Origin of the sequence: Streptomyces sp. NPDC056224, from assembly GCF_042267665.1 — a bacterium.
Lineage (GTDB): Bacteria > Actinomycetota > Actinomycetes > Streptomycetales > Streptomycetaceae > Streptomyces.
Map to the genome: position 1 here is coordinate 188,133 of NZ_JBHJTK010000002.1, position 19,239 is coordinate 207,371.

17 protein-coding genes and 1 pseudogene are annotated in these 19,239 nt (G+C 71.6%); 11 read left to right on the forward strand and 7 right to left on the reverse strand.

All coding sequences use genetic code 11. From position 1 onward, the window contains the following. Positions 1-221: 221 nt before the first annotated feature. Entirely contained in the window at positions 222-761 is a 540-nt protein-coding gene (locus tag ACFCZ1_RS04925; protein ID WP_376676940.1) for a GNAT family N-acetyltransferase, read from the reverse strand. A gap of 328 nt (positions 762-1,089) precedes the next feature. On the opposite strand from ACFCZ1_RS04925, the gene ACFCZ1_RS04930 reads away from it, so the two are divergent. Beyond that, complete coding sequence (locus ACFCZ1_RS04930; protein ID WP_376676941.1) at positions 1,090-3,156, forward strand: phosphocholine-specific phospholipase C; 2,067 nt, start codon at positions 1,090-1,092, stop codon at positions 3,154-3,156. Between the two features lie 222 nt (positions 3,157-3,378). Here ACFCZ1_RS04930 and ACFCZ1_RS04935 read toward each other — a convergent pair whose 3' ends face one another. After that, entirely contained in the window at positions 3,379-4,050 is a 672-nt protein-coding gene (locus ACFCZ1_RS04935) for a MerR family transcriptional regulator (protein ID WP_376676942.1), read from the reverse strand. A 172-nt stretch (positions 4,051-4,222) separates the two neighbouring features. On the opposite strand from ACFCZ1_RS04935, the gene ACFCZ1_RS04940 reads away from it, so the two are divergent. From ACFCZ1_RS04940 to ACFCZ1_RS04965, 6 genes are all read left to right on the forward strand, one after another. After that, complete coding sequence (locus ACFCZ1_RS04940; RefSeq protein ID WP_376676943.1) at positions 4,223-5,554, forward strand: YhgE/Pip domain-containing protein; 1,332 nt, start codon at positions 4,223-4,225, stop codon at positions 5,552-5,554. A 203-nt stretch (positions 5,555-5,757) separates the two neighbouring features. After that, positions 5,758-7,452: a PKD domain-containing protein gene (locus ACFCZ1_RS04945; protein WP_376676944.1), complete on the forward strand. Its 1,695-nt coding sequence runs from the start codon at positions 5,758-5,760 to the stop codon at positions 7,450-7,452. Positions 7,453-7,649: 197 nt separating this feature from the next. Continuing rightward, a complete protein-coding gene (locus tag ACFCZ1_RS04950) occupies positions 7,650-8,267 on the forward strand; it encodes a hypothetical protein (RefSeq protein ID WP_376676945.1) in 618 nt (205 codons plus the stop codon). 709 nt (positions 8,268-8,976) lie between these two features. After that, a complete protein-coding gene (locus ACFCZ1_RS04955; protein ID WP_376676946.1) occupies positions 8,977-9,513 on the forward strand; it encodes an NUDIX hydrolase family protein in 537 nt (178 codons plus the stop codon). Positions 9,514-9,654: 141 nt separating this feature from the next. Further along, entirely contained in the window at positions 9,655-10,563 is a 909-nt protein-coding gene (puuE, locus tag ACFCZ1_RS04960; RefSeq protein ID WP_376676947.1) for an allantoinase PuuE, read from the forward strand. A 281-nt stretch (positions 10,564-10,844) separates the two neighbouring features. After that, positions 10,845-11,624, forward strand: a complete 780-nt coding sequence (locus tag ACFCZ1_RS04965; protein ID WP_376676948.1) for a hypothetical protein — start codon at positions 10,845-10,847, stop codon at positions 11,622-11,624. A 208-nt stretch (positions 11,625-11,832) separates the two neighbouring features. Here the strand turns inward: ACFCZ1_RS04965 and ACFCZ1_RS04970 are convergent, their stop codons facing one another. Continuing rightward, positions 11,833-12,264, reverse strand: a complete 432-nt coding sequence (locus ACFCZ1_RS04970; protein WP_376676949.1) for a hypothetical protein — start codon at positions 12,262-12,264, stop codon at positions 11,833-11,835. A gap of 489 nt (positions 12,265-12,753) precedes the next feature. Here ACFCZ1_RS04970 and ACFCZ1_RS04975 point away from each other — a divergent pair, with 489 nt between their 5' ends. Beyond that, positions 12,754-13,176 (forward strand): DUF2809 domain-containing protein, encoded by a 423-nt coding sequence (locus tag ACFCZ1_RS04975; protein ID WP_376676950.1) that lies wholly within the window; start codon positions 12,754-12,756, stop codon positions 13,174-13,176. Positions 13,177-13,289: 113 nt separating this feature from the next. On the opposite strand, the gene ACFCZ1_RS04980 is transcribed toward ACFCZ1_RS04975, so the two are convergent. The 3 genes and pseudogenes from ACFCZ1_RS04980 to ACFCZ1_RS04990 all read right to left on the reverse strand — a co-directional run bounded on the left by ACFCZ1_RS04980 (position 13,290) and on the right by ACFCZ1_RS04990 (position 16,735). Further along, entirely contained in the window at positions 13,290-14,420 is a 1,131-nt protein-coding gene (locus ACFCZ1_RS04980; RefSeq protein ID WP_376676951.1) for a hypothetical protein, read from the reverse strand. A 689-nt stretch (positions 14,421-15,109) separates the two neighbouring features. Further along, positions 15,110-15,403: pseudogene (locus tag ACFCZ1_RS04985) on the reverse strand (alpha/beta fold hydrolase); the annotation flags it as partial. An 894-nt stretch (positions 15,404-16,297) separates the two neighbouring features. Further along, the gene (locus tag ACFCZ1_RS04990; RefSeq protein WP_376676952.1) at positions 16,298-16,735 is read right to left on the reverse strand and encodes a DUF3592 domain-containing protein; all 438 of its coding nucleotides are present in this window, start codon (positions 16,733-16,735) and stop codon (positions 16,298-16,300) included. 117 nt (positions 16,736-16,852) lie between these two features. Between ACFCZ1_RS04990 and ACFCZ1_RS04995 the strand changes: the two genes are divergently transcribed. After that, positions 16,853-17,131 (forward strand): TetR/AcrR family transcriptional regulator C-terminal ligand-binding domain-containing protein, encoded by a 279-nt coding sequence (locus tag ACFCZ1_RS04995; protein WP_376676953.1) that lies wholly within the window; start codon positions 16,853-16,855, stop codon positions 17,129-17,131. A gap of 74 nt (positions 17,132-17,205) precedes the next feature. On the opposite strand, the gene ACFCZ1_RS05000 is transcribed toward ACFCZ1_RS04995, so the two are convergent. Beyond that, positions 17,206-17,964: a DeoR/GlpR family DNA-binding transcription regulator gene (locus tag ACFCZ1_RS05000; RefSeq protein ID WP_376676954.1), complete on the reverse strand. Its 759-nt coding sequence runs from the start codon at positions 17,962-17,964 to the stop codon at positions 17,206-17,208. Positions 17,965-18,013: 49 nt separating this feature from the next. Here ACFCZ1_RS05000 and ACFCZ1_RS05005 point away from each other — a divergent pair, with 49 nt between their 5' ends. Beyond that, entirely contained in the window at positions 18,014-18,400 is a 387-nt protein-coding gene (locus ACFCZ1_RS05005; RefSeq protein WP_376676955.1) for a DUF4406 domain-containing protein, read from the forward strand. Next, complete coding sequence (locus ACFCZ1_RS05010; RefSeq protein WP_376676956.1) at positions 18,397-19,074, forward strand: NUDIX domain-containing protein; 678 nt, start codon at positions 18,397-18,399, stop codon at positions 19,072-19,074. The genes ACFCZ1_RS05005 and ACFCZ1_RS05010 overlap by 4 nt, the downstream gene beginning before the upstream one ends. The last annotated feature ends 165 nt before the right edge of the window (positions 19,075-19,239 follow it).

Below are 19,239 nucleotides of genomic sequence, written 5' to 3' on the forward strand. Positions count from 1 at the left end.
CCCCGTGTACAGGCGGGTTCCCGCACGGGACGGTGCGGCGGGCAGCGGGGTCCCGTGCAGGGCCCCGGTGCTCCGGTTCGGCGAGGTGCGGTGGGCGCGCCGGGGCACGCAGGAGACCCCGCCCCGGGCGGTGCCCCGGCTCAGGGGCGTCTTCCGGGGCCGGATGCCGGACAGCGGCGACGGCGCGTCCGCCACCCGTCCCGGCGGTGAGCGGCCGAGCCTCAGGGGCGGTCCAGGCCCCAGGTCTGCAGGGCGAAGGGCCGGCCCTTCTCCTCGCCCGTGATCAGCGGGACGTCGAGCAGTCTGAAGCCCGCCCTGGTCGCCACGGCGACGCTGGCCGCGTTCTCCGCCTCCAGCTCCAGGACCACCTGGTCCGTGCCCAACTGCTCGAAGGCGTAGGCGGCCATTACCCGGACCGCCCGCACGGCCAGGCCCCGGCCGCGGTGGGCCGGGCCGACCGCGTAGCCGATCTCGGTGCCCTCGGGAGCGCGCCGCAGCATGACCTCGCCGAGCGGGGCGCCGCCGTCGACGGTGATGGCGAGCAGGATGGCCGTGCCGTCCTTCCGCAGCTGCCGGTCCCGGTGCAGCCGCTTGCGGGCGGCCTCTTCGTCGAAGGGCGAGACGATCGGCGTCCAGTACGCGATGTCGGGGTGGTCGAACAGCTCCGGCATCGCGGCCAGGTCCGCCTCCGTCCAGTCGCGCAGAACGAGCCCCTCGCCGGAGAGTTCGATGCGTTCGGGAAACGACGTGGTGCTGCTCATGGTGCGGGACCTCCCAGGCCTGTTCGGGACGAGGCAGGATAACCGGGGGGACGTCACCGGCTCACGTGCTTTCCCGGGGCTCCCGGCAGTTCGGGGCCCCGCGTCCGATGAGGGCCGACCGTGTGACTGCCCGTCAGTTTCGGACCGTGGCTGGGGCCCGGCCCGGCCCGCACTCCCGCATCGGCCCGACATGGCCGAACTCCGACGGAATCCGACTGCCGTTCGCCTGGCGTATCCACTCCCGTCACGCCAGGCTCCCTCTCCGGTACCCCGGGCACGCTGTCCTGGGGACGCACAGCACCCCTCAACCGCAGAGGTCGTTCCCGCCATGGCAGAACTCAACCGCCGCCGCTTCCTGCAGCTCACCGGTGGCGCCGCCGCCCTGACCATGCTCAACGAGAGCATCGCGCGCGCCGCCGCGATCCCCGCGCAGGGGACCACCGGCAGCATCGCCGACGTCGAACACGTCGTGGTGCTCATGCAGGAGAACCGGTCCTTCGACCACTACTTCGGGGCGCTGCGCGGCGTCCGCGGCTTCGGTGACCCTCGTCCGGTGACGCTGCCCGGCGGCAAGTCCGTGTGGCACCAGTCCGACGGCACGAAGGAGACCCTGCCGTTCCGGCCGCCGTCCGACGACCTCGGCATGGAGTTCCTGCAGGGCCTCAACCACGACTGGGCCGGCGGACAGAGCGCCTTCAACAACGGCAAGTACGACAATTGGGTGCCCGCGAAGACGGCCACCACCATGGCGTACCTGACGCGCGACGACATCCCGTTCCACTACGCCCTCGCGGACGCGTTCACCATCTGCGACGCCTACCACTGCTCGTTCATCGGCTCGACCGACCCCAACCGCTACTACCTCTGGTCGGGCCACACCGGCAACGACGGCACGGGCGGCGGTCCGGTCCTCAACAACGCCGAGGCCGGCTACGGCTGGACCACCTACCCCGAGCGCCTGGAGGCGGCGGGCATCTCCTGGAAGGTCTACCAGGACATCGGCGACGGCCTCGACGCCGCCGGTTCCTGGGGCTGGATCAACGACGCCTACCGCGGCAACTACGGCGACAACTCGCTGCTGTACTTCAACAACTACCGGGACGCCCAGCCCGGCAACCCGCTGTACGACAAGGCCCGGACCGGCACCGACGCCAAGGCCGGCGAGGGCTACTTCGACCGGCTCCGCGCCGACGTCGCCGCCGGTACCCTGCCCCAGGTCTCCTGGATCGCCGCGCCCGAGGCCTTCAGCGAGCACTCGAACTGGCCCTCCAACTACGGCGCCTGGTACATAGCGCAGGTCCTGGACGCGCTCACCTCCAACCCCGACGTGTGGGCCCGTACCGCGCTGTTCATCACCTACGACGAGAACGACGGCTTCTTCGACCACGTCGTCCCGCCGTACGCGCCCGCCAGTGCCGCGCAGGGCCTGTCGACCACACCGACCGCCCTCGACGTCTTCCCCGGCAAGCCCGGCTACGTCGCCGGCCCGTACGGTCTCGGCCCGCGCGTACCGATGCTGGTGGTCTCGCCGTGGAGCACCGGCGGCTACTCCTGCTCCGAGACCTTCGACCACACCTCGGTGATCCGGTTCATGGAGCAGCGGTTCGGGGTGCGCGAGCCCAACATCTCGCCGTGGCGCCGCGCCGTCTGCGGCGACCTCACCTCCGCTTTCGACTTCGCCCGCAAGGACACCGGCGCCGTCCGGCTGCCCGACACCGGCGCCTGGGAGCCGCAGGACCGTGACCGGCATCCCGATTTCAAGGCTCCCGCCCCGGCCGTCGGCTCCATGCCGCGCCAGGAGAAGGGAATGCGGCCCACGCGTGCGCTGAAGTACGCCCCGTACGTGGACGGCACGGCGCTCGTCGGGGAGGGCAAGTTCCGGCTGACGTTCAGCGGCGGCCCGGACCTCGGTGCGCAGTTCTACGTCACCTCCGCCAACCGCACCGACGCCCCGTGGACTTACACCACCGGGGCCGGCACGACGATCTCGGACACCTGGAACACCCGCTACTCGGCCGGGGTCACCGACCTGACCGTGCACGGCCCCAACGGCTTCCTGCGCGGCTTCCGCAACCCCGGCACCACCGCCGGCCCCGAGGTCGTCGCCCGCCACAACGCCGCCACGGGCAACCTCGACCTCACCCTCACCAACGCCGGCGCGTCGACCGCGACGCTCACGGTCACCAACGCGTACGGCGGAGGCCCCAAGCGCCTCACCGTCGCCAAGGGCGCCACCGTCACGTACAGCGTCCCGCTGCGGAGCACGAAGCGCTGGTACGACGTGACGGTCACCGCATCCGAAGCACCGCAGTTCCTGCGCCGCTTCGCGGGCAAGGTCGAGACGGGTGCGGCCGGCCTGTCGGACCCGGCGATCCTGACCGAGCAGTCCTCCTGAGACTGCCGCTGTTCGGCCCCGGCCGGTGACGCGCTTCGGCGCCGCGCCGGCCGGGCCTCCGCCTCGCCCCCGCGCGCGGAGGCCCGAGGCACAGGCCCCTGTGGAAGAGGGCTCGGCCGCATGGACTGAGGCGGTGCCGCAGCTCCCCGGAACGGTGTCACGGCCGGGTCAGCCGCTGTCGGGCCCCGCAGGGTCCGGCAGGGTCCCGCCTCCGTACGAGCGCTACCGGGGCGTTGCGGGCGCAGCGCGCTCGCCCGCGACCCGGCGCCGGACCTGGTCCTCCTGGGCAAGACGTCGCAGCAGCTCGAAGACCGGGGCGCAGATCGCGAAGACGATGACCGCCCGCTCGGCCAGAGCCACCGGGTCGTCGAGGCCGGCCGCGCGCTCCAGGTCCAGCCCGGCCACCGACTCGGCCAGCCTCGCGTAGGCGGCGAGCTCGCCCGGGGCGTACTGAGCGTCCAGCCGCCGCAGCTCCTTCAGCGCCGCCGTCAGCCCCTTCACATGCGGCGACGTGCCGGGCGCCTGCCAGCCCAGGGCCGCGAGGAGCTCCGCCACCTCGGCCCCGGCGGTCGCGTCGGCCTCGGCTTCCTCCTCGTGCCCTGCGGCACGCTGGGCCGCCACCGGCACCGGAAGGGCGTAGCTGACCGCTCCGAGGGCCCCCTCGGAGCTGTGGGCCTGGTCGACGGCCCCGAGCACGTCCCGGGTGGCGGCGATGGACAGGCCGCCGAGCGTCGTCAGCGCCTTGATCAGCCGCAGCCGCTGCGCGTGCTCCTCCCCGTACTCGGCCAGGGTCGCCGCGGTCGCCCGACCCGCGGGCAGCAGCCCCTGCCGCAGGAAGTACTTGATGCTGGCGACCGGCACGCCGGTCCGCCGGCTGAGCTCCGAGATCTTCATACGGCTTCCCTGCTGGTCATGCGGTCCGCTATCAGTCATCGGCGATTGGACACCACAACAAGATACTGCCACTATCCAGTAGCTGGATACCTTAAGTATCCAGAAGGATCCAGTCCAGGAACGCAGCCACAGCCGCACCGGAGAATCGATGCCTCACCCCACGCCCCGATCCGTGCTCCGCCGACCCCAGCTGTGGATCGGAACGGGACTCATCGCCGCAGTGGTCTCGATGCTGTTCGCCCTGCTCTACGTCGGGGGCAACGTCGACCCCAGGGGCAACCTGCGCGACCTGCCCGTGGCCCTGGTCAACAGCGACAGCGGCGCCGACGCGGGCGGCCGCCGCGTCAACCTGGGCGAGCAGGTCGTCTCGGGCGTCCAGAAGGCCGCCAAGGGCGACAAGGGCATCGACTGGCAGGTCGTGAGCCGCAAGGAGGCCGACAAGCGGCTGGGCAGCGGCAAGGTCTTCGGCGCCCTCGTCATACCCGAGGACTTCTCCGCCACGGTGACCGGGCTCACCGCCCCGCAGCCCGCACCCCAGGGCAAGGCCGCCCCGCCGACCCTCACCGTGCTGACCAACCAGGCCGCCGGCAGCATCGGTTCCTCCATGTCCTCACAGGCCGCCCAGAAGGCGGCCCACGCCGCCTCCGCCCAGCTCGGCCAGGAACTCCTCAAGCAGGCCGCCGCCCAGAAGACCCCGATCCCGACGGCCGCCCAGCTCAAGCTGGCCGACCCGGTGACCGTGAACGTCACCGACGGCCACCCCGTCGGCTCGCGCAGCGCCATGGGCCTGAGCGCCTTCTACTACGCACTGGTCCTGGTCGTCTGCGGCATGCTCGGCGCCAACGTGGTCAACTCCCAGGTCGACACCGCGCTCGGCTACCTGCACACCGATTTCGGCCCCTTCCGCAAGCGCGAACCCGTTCAGCACACCAGCCGCGTCCGCACCCTGGCCATCGGCATGGCGCTCATGCTCAGCCTGTCACTGGTCATGGGCACCCTGGTCGAGGTCGCCACGGTCGGCATCCTCGACATGGACGCCTCCCACCTCGGCCTGCTCTGGCTCTACTCGGTCGCCACGATCGCGGTCGTCGGCATCGGCAGCCTGACCCTGTTCGCCGCCTTCGGCACCCCCGGCATGCTGCTGGCCACCATCGTCTTCGTCGCGATGGCCGTCCCCTCCTCCGGCGCCACCGTGCCCGTCCAGGCGCTGCCCGGGTTCTTCCGCATCCTCGCCGCGTTCGAGCCGCTGCGCCAGGTCACGGAGGGGCTGCGCTCCCTGCTCTACTACGGGGCCCAGGCCGACGCGGGCCTGGCCCGGGCATGGGCCGCGATGGGTGTCGCCCTGGTCGCCTCGCTGGCCTTCGGCTTCGCCGTCACCCGCCTCTACGACCGCGGGGGGCTGCACCGCATCCCCCACCCCGACTCCGAAACCGGGGCCGCGGCCCCCGCCGGCACCCCCGAGCCCTCGAAGTCTCCCGAGGCCGCAGCGCCCACCACGGTCTGAGAGGGGCCGAGACGGCAGCCGGCCGACTGCGGGGCGGGGCCGGAACCGGCCTGCCGGCACGTCGGCCGGACTGCCGCCGCGCTCGCGCGGACGCCGCGCGGCGACGAAATATCCGACCAGCACCGACTTGCGGGCATGTAACCTGATCAAGACTTTTCTGAACGAGTTCAAGCACTGGGGGGCCGGTGTACCGTCACCGCGTCATGATCTCCGCCGCCTTCGTCGCGGCAGCCGTCGGCTTCGTACCCGCCACGGCGCAGGCAGCAGGTCCGTCCGCCGACCCCGGCCGGGCCGCTACCGCCACTCCCCCGGCCTCCAGGGCCGGTTCCGCAACGGACGCTCCCGCACAGGACGCCTCCGCGCAACAGGCCTCCCAGGAGGCCGCCGCGATGGACGCCGCCGCGAAGGTCGCCAAGGTCAAGGCCGGGGCGCCGAGCGCAACGGCCGAATCCGGCGCGTCGGCACGCACGCGGCAGAGCGAGTACTTCGAGGTGGGGATGGGCACATCCGCCTCGTACGCGCACACCATCGGACTGGCGACCTCCGTCAGCACGGACCTGGCCAACAGCTTCGTCCGGTTCGATCTCGACTGGGGTGACGGCACCACCGGCCAGGACTTCGGCAGGGCCGGCGAGTTCGTCCACTTCCAGCACAAGTACGCCGAGGTCGGCTCCCACAAGATCACGATCACGGCGACCGACACGTTCACCAAGGTGACCTCCACCACCACCAAGGACGTCGTCGTGAACGGCTCCGAGTTCACCCCGCACGCGCCCGCCCGGCTGCTCGACACGCGCGACGGCACCGGCATCTCGGCCGGCCGCCCCGTCGGCCCGTACGCCACGACCCGGTTGAAGGTCTCCGGCAGCGCCGGCATCCCGGCCGGGGTGACCGCCGTGGCCCTGAACCTCACCGCCACCAACGCCTCGGCGGGCGGGCACATCATCGCGTACGCCTCCGGCAAGGAGCAGCCGACCACCTCGAACGTCAACTTCGCGGCGGGACAGACCGTGCCGAACCTGGCGATCGTGCCGGTCGGAGAGGACGGTTGCATCGAGCTGGTCAACCGCAGTGCGGGCCCGGTGGACCTGATCGCCGACGTGACGGGCTACTTCACCCGCTCCGCGGCCAGCGGATACACCTCCGTCAAGCCGTCCCGGCTCGTCGACACCCGGGAGGGACTGGGTACGGCCAAGGGCCAGGTCGCCGCTCAGAGCACCTTCGGCGTCCAGGTCGCCGGTCAGGGCGGGCTGCCTGCCAAGGGGGTCACGGCCGTGGCCCTCAACGTGACGGTGACCGACCCGAAGGGCTCCGGCCACCTGACCGTGTTCCCGGGCGGCCAGCAGGCACCGTCCACGTCGAGCGTGAACTTCACCGCCGGGCAGACGGTCGCCAATGCGGTGATCGTGCCGGTCGGACCGGACGGCAGGATCAACGTCCGCAACGGTGCATGGAGCCAGACCGACGTGATCGTGGACGTCACCGGCTACTACAGCGCCGACGGCAAGGCCGCCTACCTGCCGGTGGAGCCCAGGCGCATGTTCGACTCGCGGACCTCCTCTTGGCCGCTCGCCGGTCAGGCCTACCACCACGAGACCCTGTGGACGTTCGGTATGGCGCTCGAGGCCCTCGTCCTGAACACGACGGTGACCAACCCACAGGGCAGCGGGCACCTCTCGGTCGCTCCTGACCCCAACACCATGGACGACTACATCGCCGGCAAGGCGGTCCAGCCGACCCCGCCGGACTCGTCCGTCCTGAACTGGACGAAGGACGCGACCGTCGCGAACCTCGTCCAGGCGAGCACCGGCGGCACCGACGTCGTCGACTTCTGGAACCGGGGCTGGCAGCCGACCGATCTGATCGTGGACCTGCTGGGCATGTACGACAAGAACTGACGCCCCCGCCCGCACGCCGCGTCCGGAGGGTGCGACCGGTCCTCGTGGTGTCCGCCGATTTCGGTCAGGGGAGGCGGATATCAGGTCATGGTGACCGAAGGTCCGGCAGCCGGAACGGAGGCACCCCACGCTGGAACCGAGCTCCGTCCCCACCAGGACGGGGCACCGGTCGAGCGCACAGGGGGAAGGGGAACACCATGGGGGTACGTACACGCATGCGAGGGGGAGGCGTCGTGGTGGGGGCCGCGCTGCTGGCCGTCGCCGTGGCATCGGGGCCGGCCGCGGGTGCCGACCAATGGCGGCCGAGGCCGGGAACCCTGTACATCTCCGACCTGCCCAGAACCGAGTCGTGGCGTGCCGCCCCCGTCTCGCGGGGCTGGGGCCAAGCGTACGACTGCCTGGCACGCTGGCCGGAGGAGCGGCCCGAAGTGAACGTCTGGCACCGGGATTTCACCACTGCGGAGACCGCGTTCGCCCAGCAGAAGGTGGTGGTCTTCGCCACGGAGGCCGAGGCCATCGCGTTCGCGGACACCACCCGGCAGGGCTACGCCGACTGCGCGAACGGCCCGCAGGAACCCGGTGTGACCGCGACCGGGTACGACTACGGCGTGTTGGACGTCGAGGAGGGGGCCACCCTCCACGGGATGCACACCTTCGACGCCAACGCCCATGACCGCCCCGACTTCAACTACCTGTGGGGTGTGGGCCGCGACGGTGACACGGTCACGCTGGTCCTCTGGTCGAGCTACTGGGGCGAGCCGCCCGTGGCCGCTTGGAAGAACACCCTGCGGACCGCGGTGAACAAGCTGTACTGAGTGCGGTGGCGTCGGGCGGGGACGCTCCGTTCCCGCCCGGTACACCTGTCGGAGGAGTCCTCTCGCCCCGGTTGGCCGGGGCGCCCGTGATGGGCATCGCGGCACCTTCTGAGGTGTGGGAACCATGCGACCGGTAGAAAGGGAAATCGCCCGGCGGGACTGGAAGAGCATGCGATGCGGTCGCGGCAGCTCCGCCGAGCACCTTGCCCGGGACATGCTGCTGCTTGTGGGCAGGGGATACCGACAGGAGCCGGGACATGCCGACTCCGAAGGGCATGTCTGGTCTCCAGTGGTCCTGTGGGAGCCGGCTCCTGCGGTGACTTCCGTCGCTCTGGCGGCCCTTGCGGACGATGTCGCGCCAACAGCTCGCGAGTGGTTCCTCGGCCTCCTTCAGCACCTGGTGGCAGGCGAGGGCACGGACCGGGAATCGGCCCGACGAGGACTCGATCTTCCGGAACTGTGCCGGGGCCTCGCAGGGTTCGGGAGATCGCGGCCGACTGGCGGCCGGTGTGCTGCCGGACCGGCCTGTGCGATGACGACCTGCCCGTCCTCGACCGCTGACGTCGCTTGAGCCGGATCACCGCTCGCAGGAATACAGCGCGCTCGGCCGGGGCAGCCGCCGTTCTGCGACAGGACCTAGCGATCACGTCCCGAAACCGAGACCCCGCAGATCCTGCGTAGCACCTCGCCCGGAAAGTATGATCCAGCAATGTCTGACACGACCGAGACCACACCCGGCTGGCTGTCCACCGACGAGTTGGAAACGGCCCGGGCCCGGATGCCGATCCTGTACGTGGAGGCCGTACCCGTACGCGTGGATGAGAGCGGCCAAGTCATCAGCATCGGCCTGCTGCTGCGCATCGGCCCGGACGGAACGGTCAGCCGCACCCTGGTATCCGGTCGCGTGCTGCATCACGAGCGGATCCGTGACGCGCTGCTGCGGCATCTGGAAAAGGATCTCGGCCCGGTCGCCCTACCCCACGTTCCCCCCTCACTCCAGCCTTTCACCGTCGCCGAGTACTTCCCCACCGTCGGCGTCACCTCGTACCACGATCCGCGCCAGCACGCCGTGTCCCTCGCCTACATCGTGCCCGTGACCGGCGACTGCCGCCCCCGGCAGGACGCGCTCGACCTGGTCTGGTTCAGTCCGCAGGAGGCGGCCTCCGCAGCCGTGCAGAGCGAAATGCCCGGCGGACAAGGGGTGCTGCTGAAGCAGGCACTCGCCCATGTGGGCCACATGTACTGAGGAACGGACGGTCCGGGGGGCGGGCGGAGTGTGCGAGGACAAGGGTGGACCGCCGTGCCTCCCGCAGCCGGTCGGCGCCGAAGTCCGGCCGGAGGGCGTGGCCCCGCCCCGGCGACGGGGTACGACGGTAGGGTGCCGCCCGTGTCCGAGCACCAGCGCGACCTCGTCGGCTACGGCGCCGAGCCGCCGCATGCCGCCTGGCCCGGCGGCGCCCGCGTCGCCGTCAGCCTCGTCCTCAACTACGAGGAAGGCGGCGAGCAGAACGTCCTGGAGGGCGACCCCACCTCCGAGGGCTTCCTTCACGAACTCGTCGGCGCGCCGCCCGTGGCAGGCGGCCGCGACCTGAACGTCGAATCCATGTTCGCCTACGGGTCGCGGGCCGGCTTTTGGCGTATCCATCGCACGCTCGCGGCGCACGGCGCGCCGCTCACCGTCCACGCCGTGGCACAGGCTCTGGAGCGCAACCCGGACGCGGGGCGGGCGATGGCCGCCGCCGGCTGGGAGGTGGCGAGCCACGGCTGGCGCTGGATCGACTACCGCCACGTGTCCGAGGACGCCGAGCGCGCCGACATCAGGCGTTCGATCGCGACGATCGAGCGGCTCGTCGGACGCCGGCCCGTCGGCTGGTACACCGGTCGGACGAGCCCCGGCACGCGGCGCCTCGTCGCCGAGGAAGGCGGCTTCCTCTACGACTCCGACGACTACTCGGACGACCTGCCGTTCTACGTGGAAGCGGCCGGCCGGCCGCACCTCGTGCTTCCGTACAGCCTTGACGCGAACGACTTCAAGTTCCTGATCGTCCACGGCTTCACGACCGCCGACGACATGCTCTCGTACCTCGTCGACACCTTCGACGCGCTCCACGCCGAGGGCACCGACCACCCGCGCATGATGAGCGTCGGCCTGCACTGCCGGATCATCGGCCGGCCCGGCCGCATCCGCGCCCTCGACGGCTTGTTGAGGCACGTGGCACAGCGCGGCGGGGCGTGGGTCGCCACGCGCGAGCAGATCGCGCGTCACTGGCTCGCCACTCACCCGCCGCTGCGCTGAACCCCGCCGGCCGGTAGGGGCGGGCTGTGCACGGAGTGGTATTCCATGCAGCCGGTCTCCGGCCGCGTCGGCTCGACGAGCGAGAGCAGGAGCCGTTTCAACTCCTCGGTGCGTTCCCGACCGGCTGCACCACGGAGCCCGGATGCCGGCGGCGGCGCCGGGACCAGGTGTTCGCAGCGCCGGAGGAGTTCGGCGGATCTTGCCAGGAGGGAACTACGGGCGGATGTTGATGGGTAACATCCCGCAGCAACACCGTGAGGTATGAGGAGAGTGAGCGGCAAGTGGCCAACGACCCGGATACCACGCCCATCCACAACGTGTACGCGCAGCGGTTCGCCGCCGATCTCGAGATCAACCGCAAGGAACAGGAACAGGTCTCCGCGCAGATCACGGAACTCGAAGTACGCCTGCAGCAGCTGAAAGCCGACGAGAGCTGGCTTCACGGCATGCAGGGTGCACTGCCCCCGGTCGCGGACGAGGCGCCGGCCCCTGGCGGCCAGGTGGCACCGCAGCCCGGCCGGTCCCCCGCACACGACACCGAGGCCGTTGCCTCAACCACCGGAGCGCCGGTGAAGAGTGCCGTTCCCCGGCCCCGGAAGGCGAAGAAGACCACCGGCCGCGCAGCAGAACGGAAGCCGGAGCAGCCCAAGAAGACTTCGGGCATCGCATCCGGCGCGAAGGCCGGGACCACCGCGGCCGCCGCGAAGAAGGCCACCGGCACGAAGGCCGCCGCGAAGAAGGCCACTGGGACGAAGGCGGACAAGACGGCGGAACCCCCGCTGCGCGAGCTCGTCCTGGCCCTCCTCGTCAGCGCCGCTGAACCCCGCATGGTCAGTGAGGTCACCGCCGAACTGGCCCAGGCACACCCCGGTCGGCCCGCCTCCGGCCAGGTCGTGCGCAACACCCTTGAAGTACTGGCCAGGAAGAACCTCATCGACAAGGAACACAAGCAGGGCTCGGTCATGTACTCCGCGCCCCACCAGCCCGCTGTGAGCGAGCCGGCGCCCGCGGCGGTCCCGGCCCCCGACACGACGGACGACAAGGAACCGGCGGAGGCCTGAGCCGTCACCCGTACTCCGCGCTCCGTACGCCACCCGACCCCAGCCCCCGCCCGCCTCGCGGTCCTGCCCCGCGGCCGCCCGTCTCGTGGGTGGCCCGGCCGGGCCTCATGGAGGGGGCGGGTGGCCCGTCGGACAGCGGAGGCGGCCCGGCAGAACGACACCGCGTGCTGCTCTTCCGGCCTGGCGCGGCTGGGGCGTGTGGCAGCCCTCAGCGGGTACGCCGGGGGCCTCCGCGATACGGACGGCGGCGGGAGACGGCTTCGGGAGCGGCCTCGGGAGACGAGAAGCCGCCGGCCACAGCCGCACGTGCCGGGACCGGTGAGGCGGGAGCCGCCGAACCGGGAGCCGCCGAAGCGGGGGCCGATCCCGCGGAAGCATGGGGAGCCGTCGGCCGCTGGGCGCGACCGAGGACTGCGGTGTGGGAGATCAGGGGTGCGCAGGCCTGGCAGATCTCGGCGAGGGTCCAGACCTGGCCGATGGCCGGGTTGTGGATGAGGACGAGCAGCGGAGCGCCCGTGCAGGAGGTCCTCGTGTCCTCGTGGAAACCGCACTCGGCGGCCCGGCAGGCACACGCGGCGTGGGGGCGGACGGTGGCGAGGCGGGCGTGCGCGCGGGCGTGCTCGGCCGCGAACCGTCGCATGGCCGCCGTGTCCTTGGACCTGGGCGGCATGCGGCACGCTTCGGTGCTGCAGGTGACAGAGACGGTGTGGTCGCCGTGACCGGTCAGACGGACCGTCCAGGTCCGCCCCGGCACACGGGATCCGGGAATCATGGTCAAAGGAGAGTTGTCCGTTCACATATGCGGTGGTGTGCGCCGCCCACTGTTCGTCAGTCTCACGTGTGGCGACAGTGAATGTACGCGGTCCGGCATGGGGCACGGGCCCGAGCACGTACCGGCCGCCCGGCCACGAGAAGAACCGCACGAGAGGACCGCACCAGAAAACCACACGAGAAGAGCCGCACCTCAGACGAGGCGACAGCGGCCGAACGCGCCCTGACGCCCTTTTTCGCACGCCGTTCGGCAACTGTCAACGACATGCCGCCCCCTCCGGGCCGTGGAAACGATCCCGGTTCCCGCCCGGACCAGGGCGGCCGACGAGGAGCACCGGGTGTCCGGCAGTATGACCGCGTGGCTCTCATACCCGGAACTTGTGACAGTGCCGCCGTCGACCCGGTACGGACCCGTCTGGCGGCAGCAGGTGCTGCGGTGGCGATCGTGGGCGTCGGGCTGGCGCTCAGGGCCGTGGCGGCGGGGAGCGTGGCCAAGTACGGCGGAGACGCGCTGTACACCGTCCTGCTTCTCGCTCTCGTCGTTCTCGCCGCGCCACGGGTGACACCCCTGAGAGCCGCCGCAGGTGCGCTGACCGTCAGCTGGGTGATCGAGTTCCTGCAGCTCAGCGGGATCCCGGCGGAGCTCTCCCAGCGCAGTACCGTCGCCCGCCTCGTGCTCGGTTCCACCTTCAACCCGCCCGACCTGTTCTGGTACACGGTCGGTGCCGCAGCCGGATGGCTCGTCCACACCGCGATCACGACCCGGCGGACCCGCCGGTGATCGCCGCGCACGCGCTCGCTGCCGGGCCGGGCGAAAATCCCTCTCGCCGAACCGGCAGCGGACGGCGGGCGTCAGGGGTCGGGGGTCAGGGGTCGGGGGTCAGGGGTCGGGGGTCAGAGCGCGCCCGACGTGGGCGGCGCGGCGTTACGGACTCGGACGACCGGGCCGAGGGCGGCGGGCAGCTGCACATTGGCCGCCGCGAGCGTACTGCGGACGAACAGCACGGCGTACAGGCCGACGGCCAGGGCAGCCAGCCCCAGGCAGATGCAGAGGCACCATTTGACGGCCACGTCCGCGTGCGCGGCGATGGTCATGGAGGCGATCGTGGCCAGCTGACCGAAGACTCCGAACAGGGTGATGAACGCCGAGGCCACCAGCCCCCATCCGTGGCCGGTCGCCTTGAGCCTCGGGCCGTCCGTCCCCCCGTGGAGCGCGTAGGTGCAGGAGGCGGAGTAGACCACCGGCGCGAACAGGAGGAGTCCGCCGAACAGCAGGTTCAGGGTCAGGAAGTGGCTGACCGAGATACCTGGTAGCCATTTCTGCAGCACACCCGTCGCGGCCAGCACAACACCCAGGAGCGCTCCCAGAGTGGAGATGTTGGTGACCCAGCTGTCCTTCGGGGACCAGGGGACCTCGATGGGCAGACGCGCGCTCGGCCAACCGGGCTCGACCTCCGCGTACAGGAAGTCGCGGGGCAGGATCATGAGGACGAGGGCGATCAGGGCCAGGGTGAAGGCCAGACCCAGCGCGTTCTCGTACTCGGGATCGCGCTCCACTCCCCGGACCGGGGCGAACCGCAGGGTGGCCGAGGAGACGGCCTTCACCGCGTCCCTGTCACCGGTGGACACCACGAGCGTGCCCTGGCGGCCGGCACACTGCCGGTCCAGCGTCAGCCTCACGGTCGTGGGGGCGGGTTCGTCGACGGTCAGGGCGACCGGGCCCTCGGTGACGCTGGCCGTGGCCGCGGTCGGATCCGTGCAAGGGGAGTCGGTTGGCTCACCCGTGGTGTCCAGGAAGGCCCGCACGTCGAGGGGGGCTTCGAGGTTGGTGCTGGTAGCCACGACGAACCGGACGGTGCCGGCCATTCGGCCCTGGTCATCCCTGTCCAGTTCCACCTGCACCGTCTTCTCGGGGCCGGTGAGTGTGAGTTTGTCCTCCGCGCGGGCCGGGCCGGAACCTGCGAACCCGAGGAAGAGGAAGAGGAGGACGAACATGATGACTGGCAAACGCTTGCAGTCGGTCACACGGTCCAGGCAATCACCACCGGCGGCCGAGTTCGGGGTGACACGCCGTTCCGCACGGCCGGCCGGGCAGGCAGGCAGGCAGGCAGGCAGTTGAGCTTCCCCGCAGCAGCTGGGCGGTGGCCCCCGAGCGGGTCCCGTCCCGATCACCAGGCGGAGCGCATGCCCCGGGCGTCGCGCGCGTCGGGGCGATGCCCTCCGCCAGGAGCCTCTCCACCAGCCCGGTGTCGTCGGCCCGGACGGCGGAGCTCGGCGGAGACTCCAAGTCCGCTTCGCCCCTCGCAGGTCCCTCGGTCCGGGGAGTCCGGGGCTGTCGACGAACCCCCGGTGAGAGGGGAAGCAGTCACACCGGCAGGTGACGGGCGAAGAACGACCGTACGAGGTCGCGAACGGCGGGCACGGTGTCGCGCGGGTCCGCCCGACCGACCATGGCGGCGCGTCCGGCACCGGTCATCAGGCCGACCGCGTGGAGCTGGGGGACGAGGGCCGCGTAGTCGGTGAAGACCCAGTGCGCGGTGCCGTCGAGCTGCCGTCGGGCCCGCGTGGGCGAGGAGGGCTGCCCAGGACCGCTCCAGCCTGTCGTCGCGAGAGTCGTCGCTGCCGACCAGGAGCACGGGCCGGTCCGTCCCCTGCCGGGTCACGGGAAGGAGTTCGCCCTCCATCTGGTCGAGATACCCCTCAAGGGTGACGGCGGCGGCAATCCGCCGATCCTCGTGGAGTGCCTGCGCGACCGCGGTGCCGCCCGCGGAGTGCCCGTAGACCCCGACCCGGTCCAGGCCGAGGGCGTCGAGGACGAAGCGGAGGTCGGCGACCCGAGTGTCGATCATGGTGCGGAAGGTACGCCGCGTCGTGCTCGGGGCGCAGCGCGGTCGCGCGGATCCGGTCGCGCCCCGGCCGCGACGGAGTCTGGGAATGGCCCCTGCCTGGTGTCCCGGGTGCCATGGGTGCCGCGGGCGTGCGAGAGTTCCGGCTCGGCGGGCGCGGATTGATCCTGCTTCCGACGTTCCACTGGCGTCGCGGACCGCTCGTCCAGGACCTGCCGGACCGCCCGGCGGTGCTCGCCTACCCGGCGGGCCGGGGGGCTACCGGCCGGTCCGGGCAGGGGCGGCCCGCCGGACGAGCCCCTCGCAGGAGTCCTCGGGCGCGCCCGGCTCGCGCTGCTGCGCTCCCTGGACGAAGCCACCACGGGACTGGCGCGTCGTATCGGCGTCAGCGACGCCACGGCCTCCGCCCATGCCTCGGCGTTGCGGGCCGCCGGTCTCCTCACCACCACCCGCACGGGCCGTTCGGTGCACCACGCGCGTACGGCCTTGGCGGAGCTGCTCCTGACCGGCGGCCCGGCCGATGGCTGACCCGGGCAGGGTACGCACTCCCCTACGGTCCACGGCCCCGGAACCGGAGCGCTGGTCCGGCTCGCTTCTCGTGCCGACGCCGCGACGCGGTCGGTCCTGCCTCGCGGGGTGGTTGGAACGGCTGACGGTCCTCGACGAAGGAATCGCCGCCCAGGCCGAGGCCCGCGACCGGCTGCAAGCCGCACTCCGGGAGCGGGCCGGCGATCTGATCCGCCCGACGGCCAGACCAGCTGCCCGCCGGGAATCCAGAACGCTTCCGGAGCCCGCCACGGACAGCGTCCGGCCTTGCCGCGCCGACTGCCTCCAGGAGAACCGAGGGGGTAGACAGCGGGGTGCTTTCCGGCGCCGAGAGCGGGAGGAGATCGGATCGGCGGCAGCCGCCTGACGCCTCGTGCGAGGAGGGTTGCCCCGCGTGGCTGCCTCAGTGACAACCGACTCCAGTGGTAGATCAGTTCTGACTCCACTGGGGGGTGTCCAGAGCAAGATCAGCGAGGTTGGCGTGCTTGCGAGGCAAGATCTGGCTCGCCGTCAGGGCAGGCTCAGCACCGTGAGGAAGACGCCGACCACCCCGAGGCCCACCAGGGACAGGAGGGTCAGCACCGTGCGCACGGTGCCCCGGCCCGCTTCGACGAGGACTGCTCGTTCCGGGCTCGACGGGAGATAGCGCAGCCGCATCTGCGCGCCCAGTGGCCGTCGCCGGTCGGTGTCGATGTCGAGCCGGTACTCGCGCCCGTCGGCCGCACGGAAGCCGACGATGGCGTGTTGGAGGCCCGCCCGGCCCTGGTCTCCCGGTAGCACGTAGGCGTCCAGCACCCTGCCCTCGGCTGGTAGCCCTTCGTCGAACGTTTTGCGGACGAACAGCCACCGACTGTAGGTCCGCACCGCGAGCGCGACGGAGACCGATGCGGCGAGGAGCCCGACGGAACCCAGCAGCAGCCGGTGACCGTCCTCACGCAAGAATTCCATAGCGCCCTTCCACGTCGACCTACCGCCGGGCCACCGGTCCCTGGCGCTGTCGGACGGAATCTACCGGCTCTTGCTGCCGCAAGCACCGGGCAACGGCACCGGGTCGTGCTGGACGCCATGCTCGCCGGAAGCCACGCGGGCATCCCCGTTGCCGACACCGGATCCGTCCGCACCGACCTGGCCTCCTTCGCCCGCGCGCTGGCCTGGTACCTCGCCACCCCGACCGGCCGCGCCATCGCCCGGGCGGCCTCGCTCAGCTCCGACGACGCCGGCCTCGCCGAGGCCTGGCAGATCTTTAAGCACCGCCGACCCGGCGCCCGGGCTGGCACTGCACGCTGCCCGCAGACCGGGCCGCCCCAGCCGGTGGAGCGATTGCCCATTCCTGTGGATGGCTGAACCGCAGTGAGAGGCTGGTGTTTCGATCTCTTGCGATCGCGTGTTCGTGTGTTCGCGCGTTCGCACAGTAGCTGTCAGCCGGCCGCCAGGATCTGCACGCCGTGCGCGGTGAGTTGACCGAGGACCGGGTGGCCGGGGTCGGCGTCGGTGATCAGTCCGCTGATGTCCTCCCAGGGCAGGACGCGGAACCGGGAGGCGGTGCCGATCTTCTCCGATGAGGCGAGGACGTAGGTGTCCGCGGCCCGCGCGGCCAACGCGCGCTTCATCGCGGCCTCCTCGGCGTCGCCGGTGGTCAGCCCGGCTTGTGGGTGGACGCCGGTGACGCCGAGCAGGCACAGGTCGGCCGAGACGTTCTGGGCGGCCTCGACCGCGGCCGCGCCACAGGTGACCGCCGAGTGCTTGAACAGGCGGCCGCCGAGCAGGAATACCTCGGCCTGGGGATGGTCGAGCAGTGCGACCGCGATCGTCGGGCTGTGGGTGATCACGGTGCAGGCCAGGGCCGGCGGGAGGGCCTTGGCGACGGCCAGGGCGGTGGTGCCGCCGTCCAGGATCAGGGCGCTGCCGGGCCCGACAAGCGCGGCGGCCACCGCGGCGACCTGCCGTTTGCCGTCGGGGGTGACCGTCTGCCGGGCGGCGTAGTCCGCGATGGCCGGGGAGACGGGCAAGGCCCCGCCGTAGACCCGCTGGCACAGTCCTTCGGCAGCCAGGTCGCGCAGGTCGCGGCGCACGCTGTCCTCGGAAATGCCCAGGTCAGCGGCGACGTCCTTGGCGACGATCTTACCTTTGCGGGCGAGCAGGCCCAGCAAATGGTCACGTCTCTCGGCAGCCAGCATCCGTACTTCCTCCTGTTCTTGCACGTTTCTGCATGTATCGTAGCGCGCCATGACCGACACCAAGCCCATGCTCATCCTGATCGCCGGCCCCTACCGCTCCGGCACCGACGGCGACCCTCAGGCCATGGCCGCCAACCTCGCCCGGCTCGAAGCCGCGGCCTGGCCGGTGTTCGCCGCCGGCCACATCCCGATGATCGGCGAGTGGGTCGCCCTGCCCGTCCTGCGCTCCGCGGGGGCGGGCCCCACCGACCCGCTCGCCGACCAGGTGCTCTACCCGACCGCCGAGCGCCTGCTCGCCCACTGCGACGCCGTACTCCGGCTCCCCGGCGACTCCACCGGAGCCGATCAGGACGTCGCCACCGCCCGCCTCCGCGGCCTGCCCGTCTACCACGACGTGAACGAGATCCCCCGCCGCACCCCGCAGGAGACCGCGTGACCACCCGCCCCGGCATCGACGTGCCCGACCACCGCGGCCGCACCGGCCTCGACCACGCCGGCCGGGACCTGGACCGCAATCCCGACGTCGTGGTCCGCGACGTGGAGCTCACCTCCCAGGGCTGGCACGTCCTGCGCCGCACCACCTTCGACTACCGGCGCCGCGACGGACGCTGGGTCACCCAGCAGCGCGAGACGTACGACCGGGGCAACGGCGCCGTCGTCCTGCCCTACGACGCCGAACGCGGCCGCGTGCTGCTCACCCGTCAGTTCCGCTACCCGGCCTACGTCAACGACCATCCGGACGGCATGCTCATCGAGGCGGCGGCCGGGCTGCTCGACGGCGACGAGCCGCTCGCCGCCATCCGGCGCGAGGCCGCCGAGGAACTCGGTGTGACGCTCGGCCCGCTCACCCACGTCCTCGACGCCTACATGAGCCCGGGCTCCGTCACCGAGCGCCTGCACTTCTACACCGCCCCCTACACTCCGGCCGACCGAACCGGAAACGGCGGCGGACTCGAGGAGGAGGGCGAGGACATCCACGTGCTCGAACTGCCCTTCACCGAAGCCCTGGCCATGATCCGCGACGGACGCATCACCGACGGCAAAACCATCCTGCTCCTGCAATGGGCTGCCCTGGATGGGCCCTTCGCCGCCACGGCGGGCACGCGCTGACACCGCGGCCCGGCCGGCCCGACTTCGGGCGCCCGCGCTGCGTGAGCCGCCCGTCCGCCCACGCCGGTCGCCGTGGGCCGCGGTAGGGCGGGGCAGGGGGGGGGGCCCCCCCCGCGATAACAACTGTTAAAGCAATACGTGGGTACAAGGGAAAAAGCGGTGGGT

What these genes read in the sequence shown, in the direction of transcription:
- ACFCZ1_RS04925 (WP_376676940.1), bottom strand. Translation starts at nt 761, where the DNA reads ATGAGCAGCACCACGTCGTTTCCCGAACGCATCGAACTCTCCGGCGAG.
- ACFCZ1_RS04930 (WP_376676941.1), top strand. Translation starts at nt 1,090, where the DNA reads ATGGCAGAACTCAACCGCCGCCGCTTCCTGCAGCTCACCGGTGGCGCC.
- ACFCZ1_RS04935 (WP_376676942.1), bottom strand. Translation starts at nt 4,050, where the DNA reads ATGAAGATCTCGGAGCTCAGCCGGCGGACCGGCGTGCCGGTCGCCAGC.
- ACFCZ1_RS04945 (WP_376676944.1), top strand. Translation starts at nt 5,758, where the DNA reads ATGATCTCCGCCGCCTTCGTCGCGGCAGCCGTCGGCTTCGTACCCGCC.
- ACFCZ1_RS04950 (WP_376676945.1), top strand. Translation starts at nt 7,650, where the DNA reads ATGGGGGTACGTACACGCATGCGAGGGGGAGGCGTCGTGGTGGGGGCC.
- ACFCZ1_RS04955 (WP_376676946.1), top strand. Translation starts at nt 8,977, where the DNA reads ATGTCTGACACGACCGAGACCACACCCGGCTGGCTGTCCACCGACGAG.
- ACFCZ1_RS04970 (WP_376676949.1), bottom strand. Translation starts at nt 12,264, where the DNA reads ATGCGACGGTTCGCGGCCGAGCACGCCCGCGCGCACGCCCGCCTCGCC.
- ACFCZ1_RS04990 (WP_376676952.1), bottom strand. Translation starts at nt 16,735, where the DNA reads ATGGAATTCTTGCGTGAGGACGGTCACCGGCTGCTGCTGGGTTCCGTC.
- ACFCZ1_RS04995 (WP_376676953.1), top strand. Translation starts at nt 16,853, where the DNA reads ATGCTCGCCGGAAGCCACGCGGGCATCCCCGTTGCCGACACCGGATCC.
- ACFCZ1_RS05000 (WP_376676954.1), bottom strand. Translation starts at nt 17,964, where the DNA reads ATGCTGGCTGCCGAGAGACGTGACCATTTGCTGGGCCTGCTCGCCCGC.
- ACFCZ1_RS05005 (WP_376676955.1), top strand. Translation starts at nt 18,014, where the DNA reads ATGACCGACACCAAGCCCATGCTCATCCTGATCGCCGGCCCCTACCGC.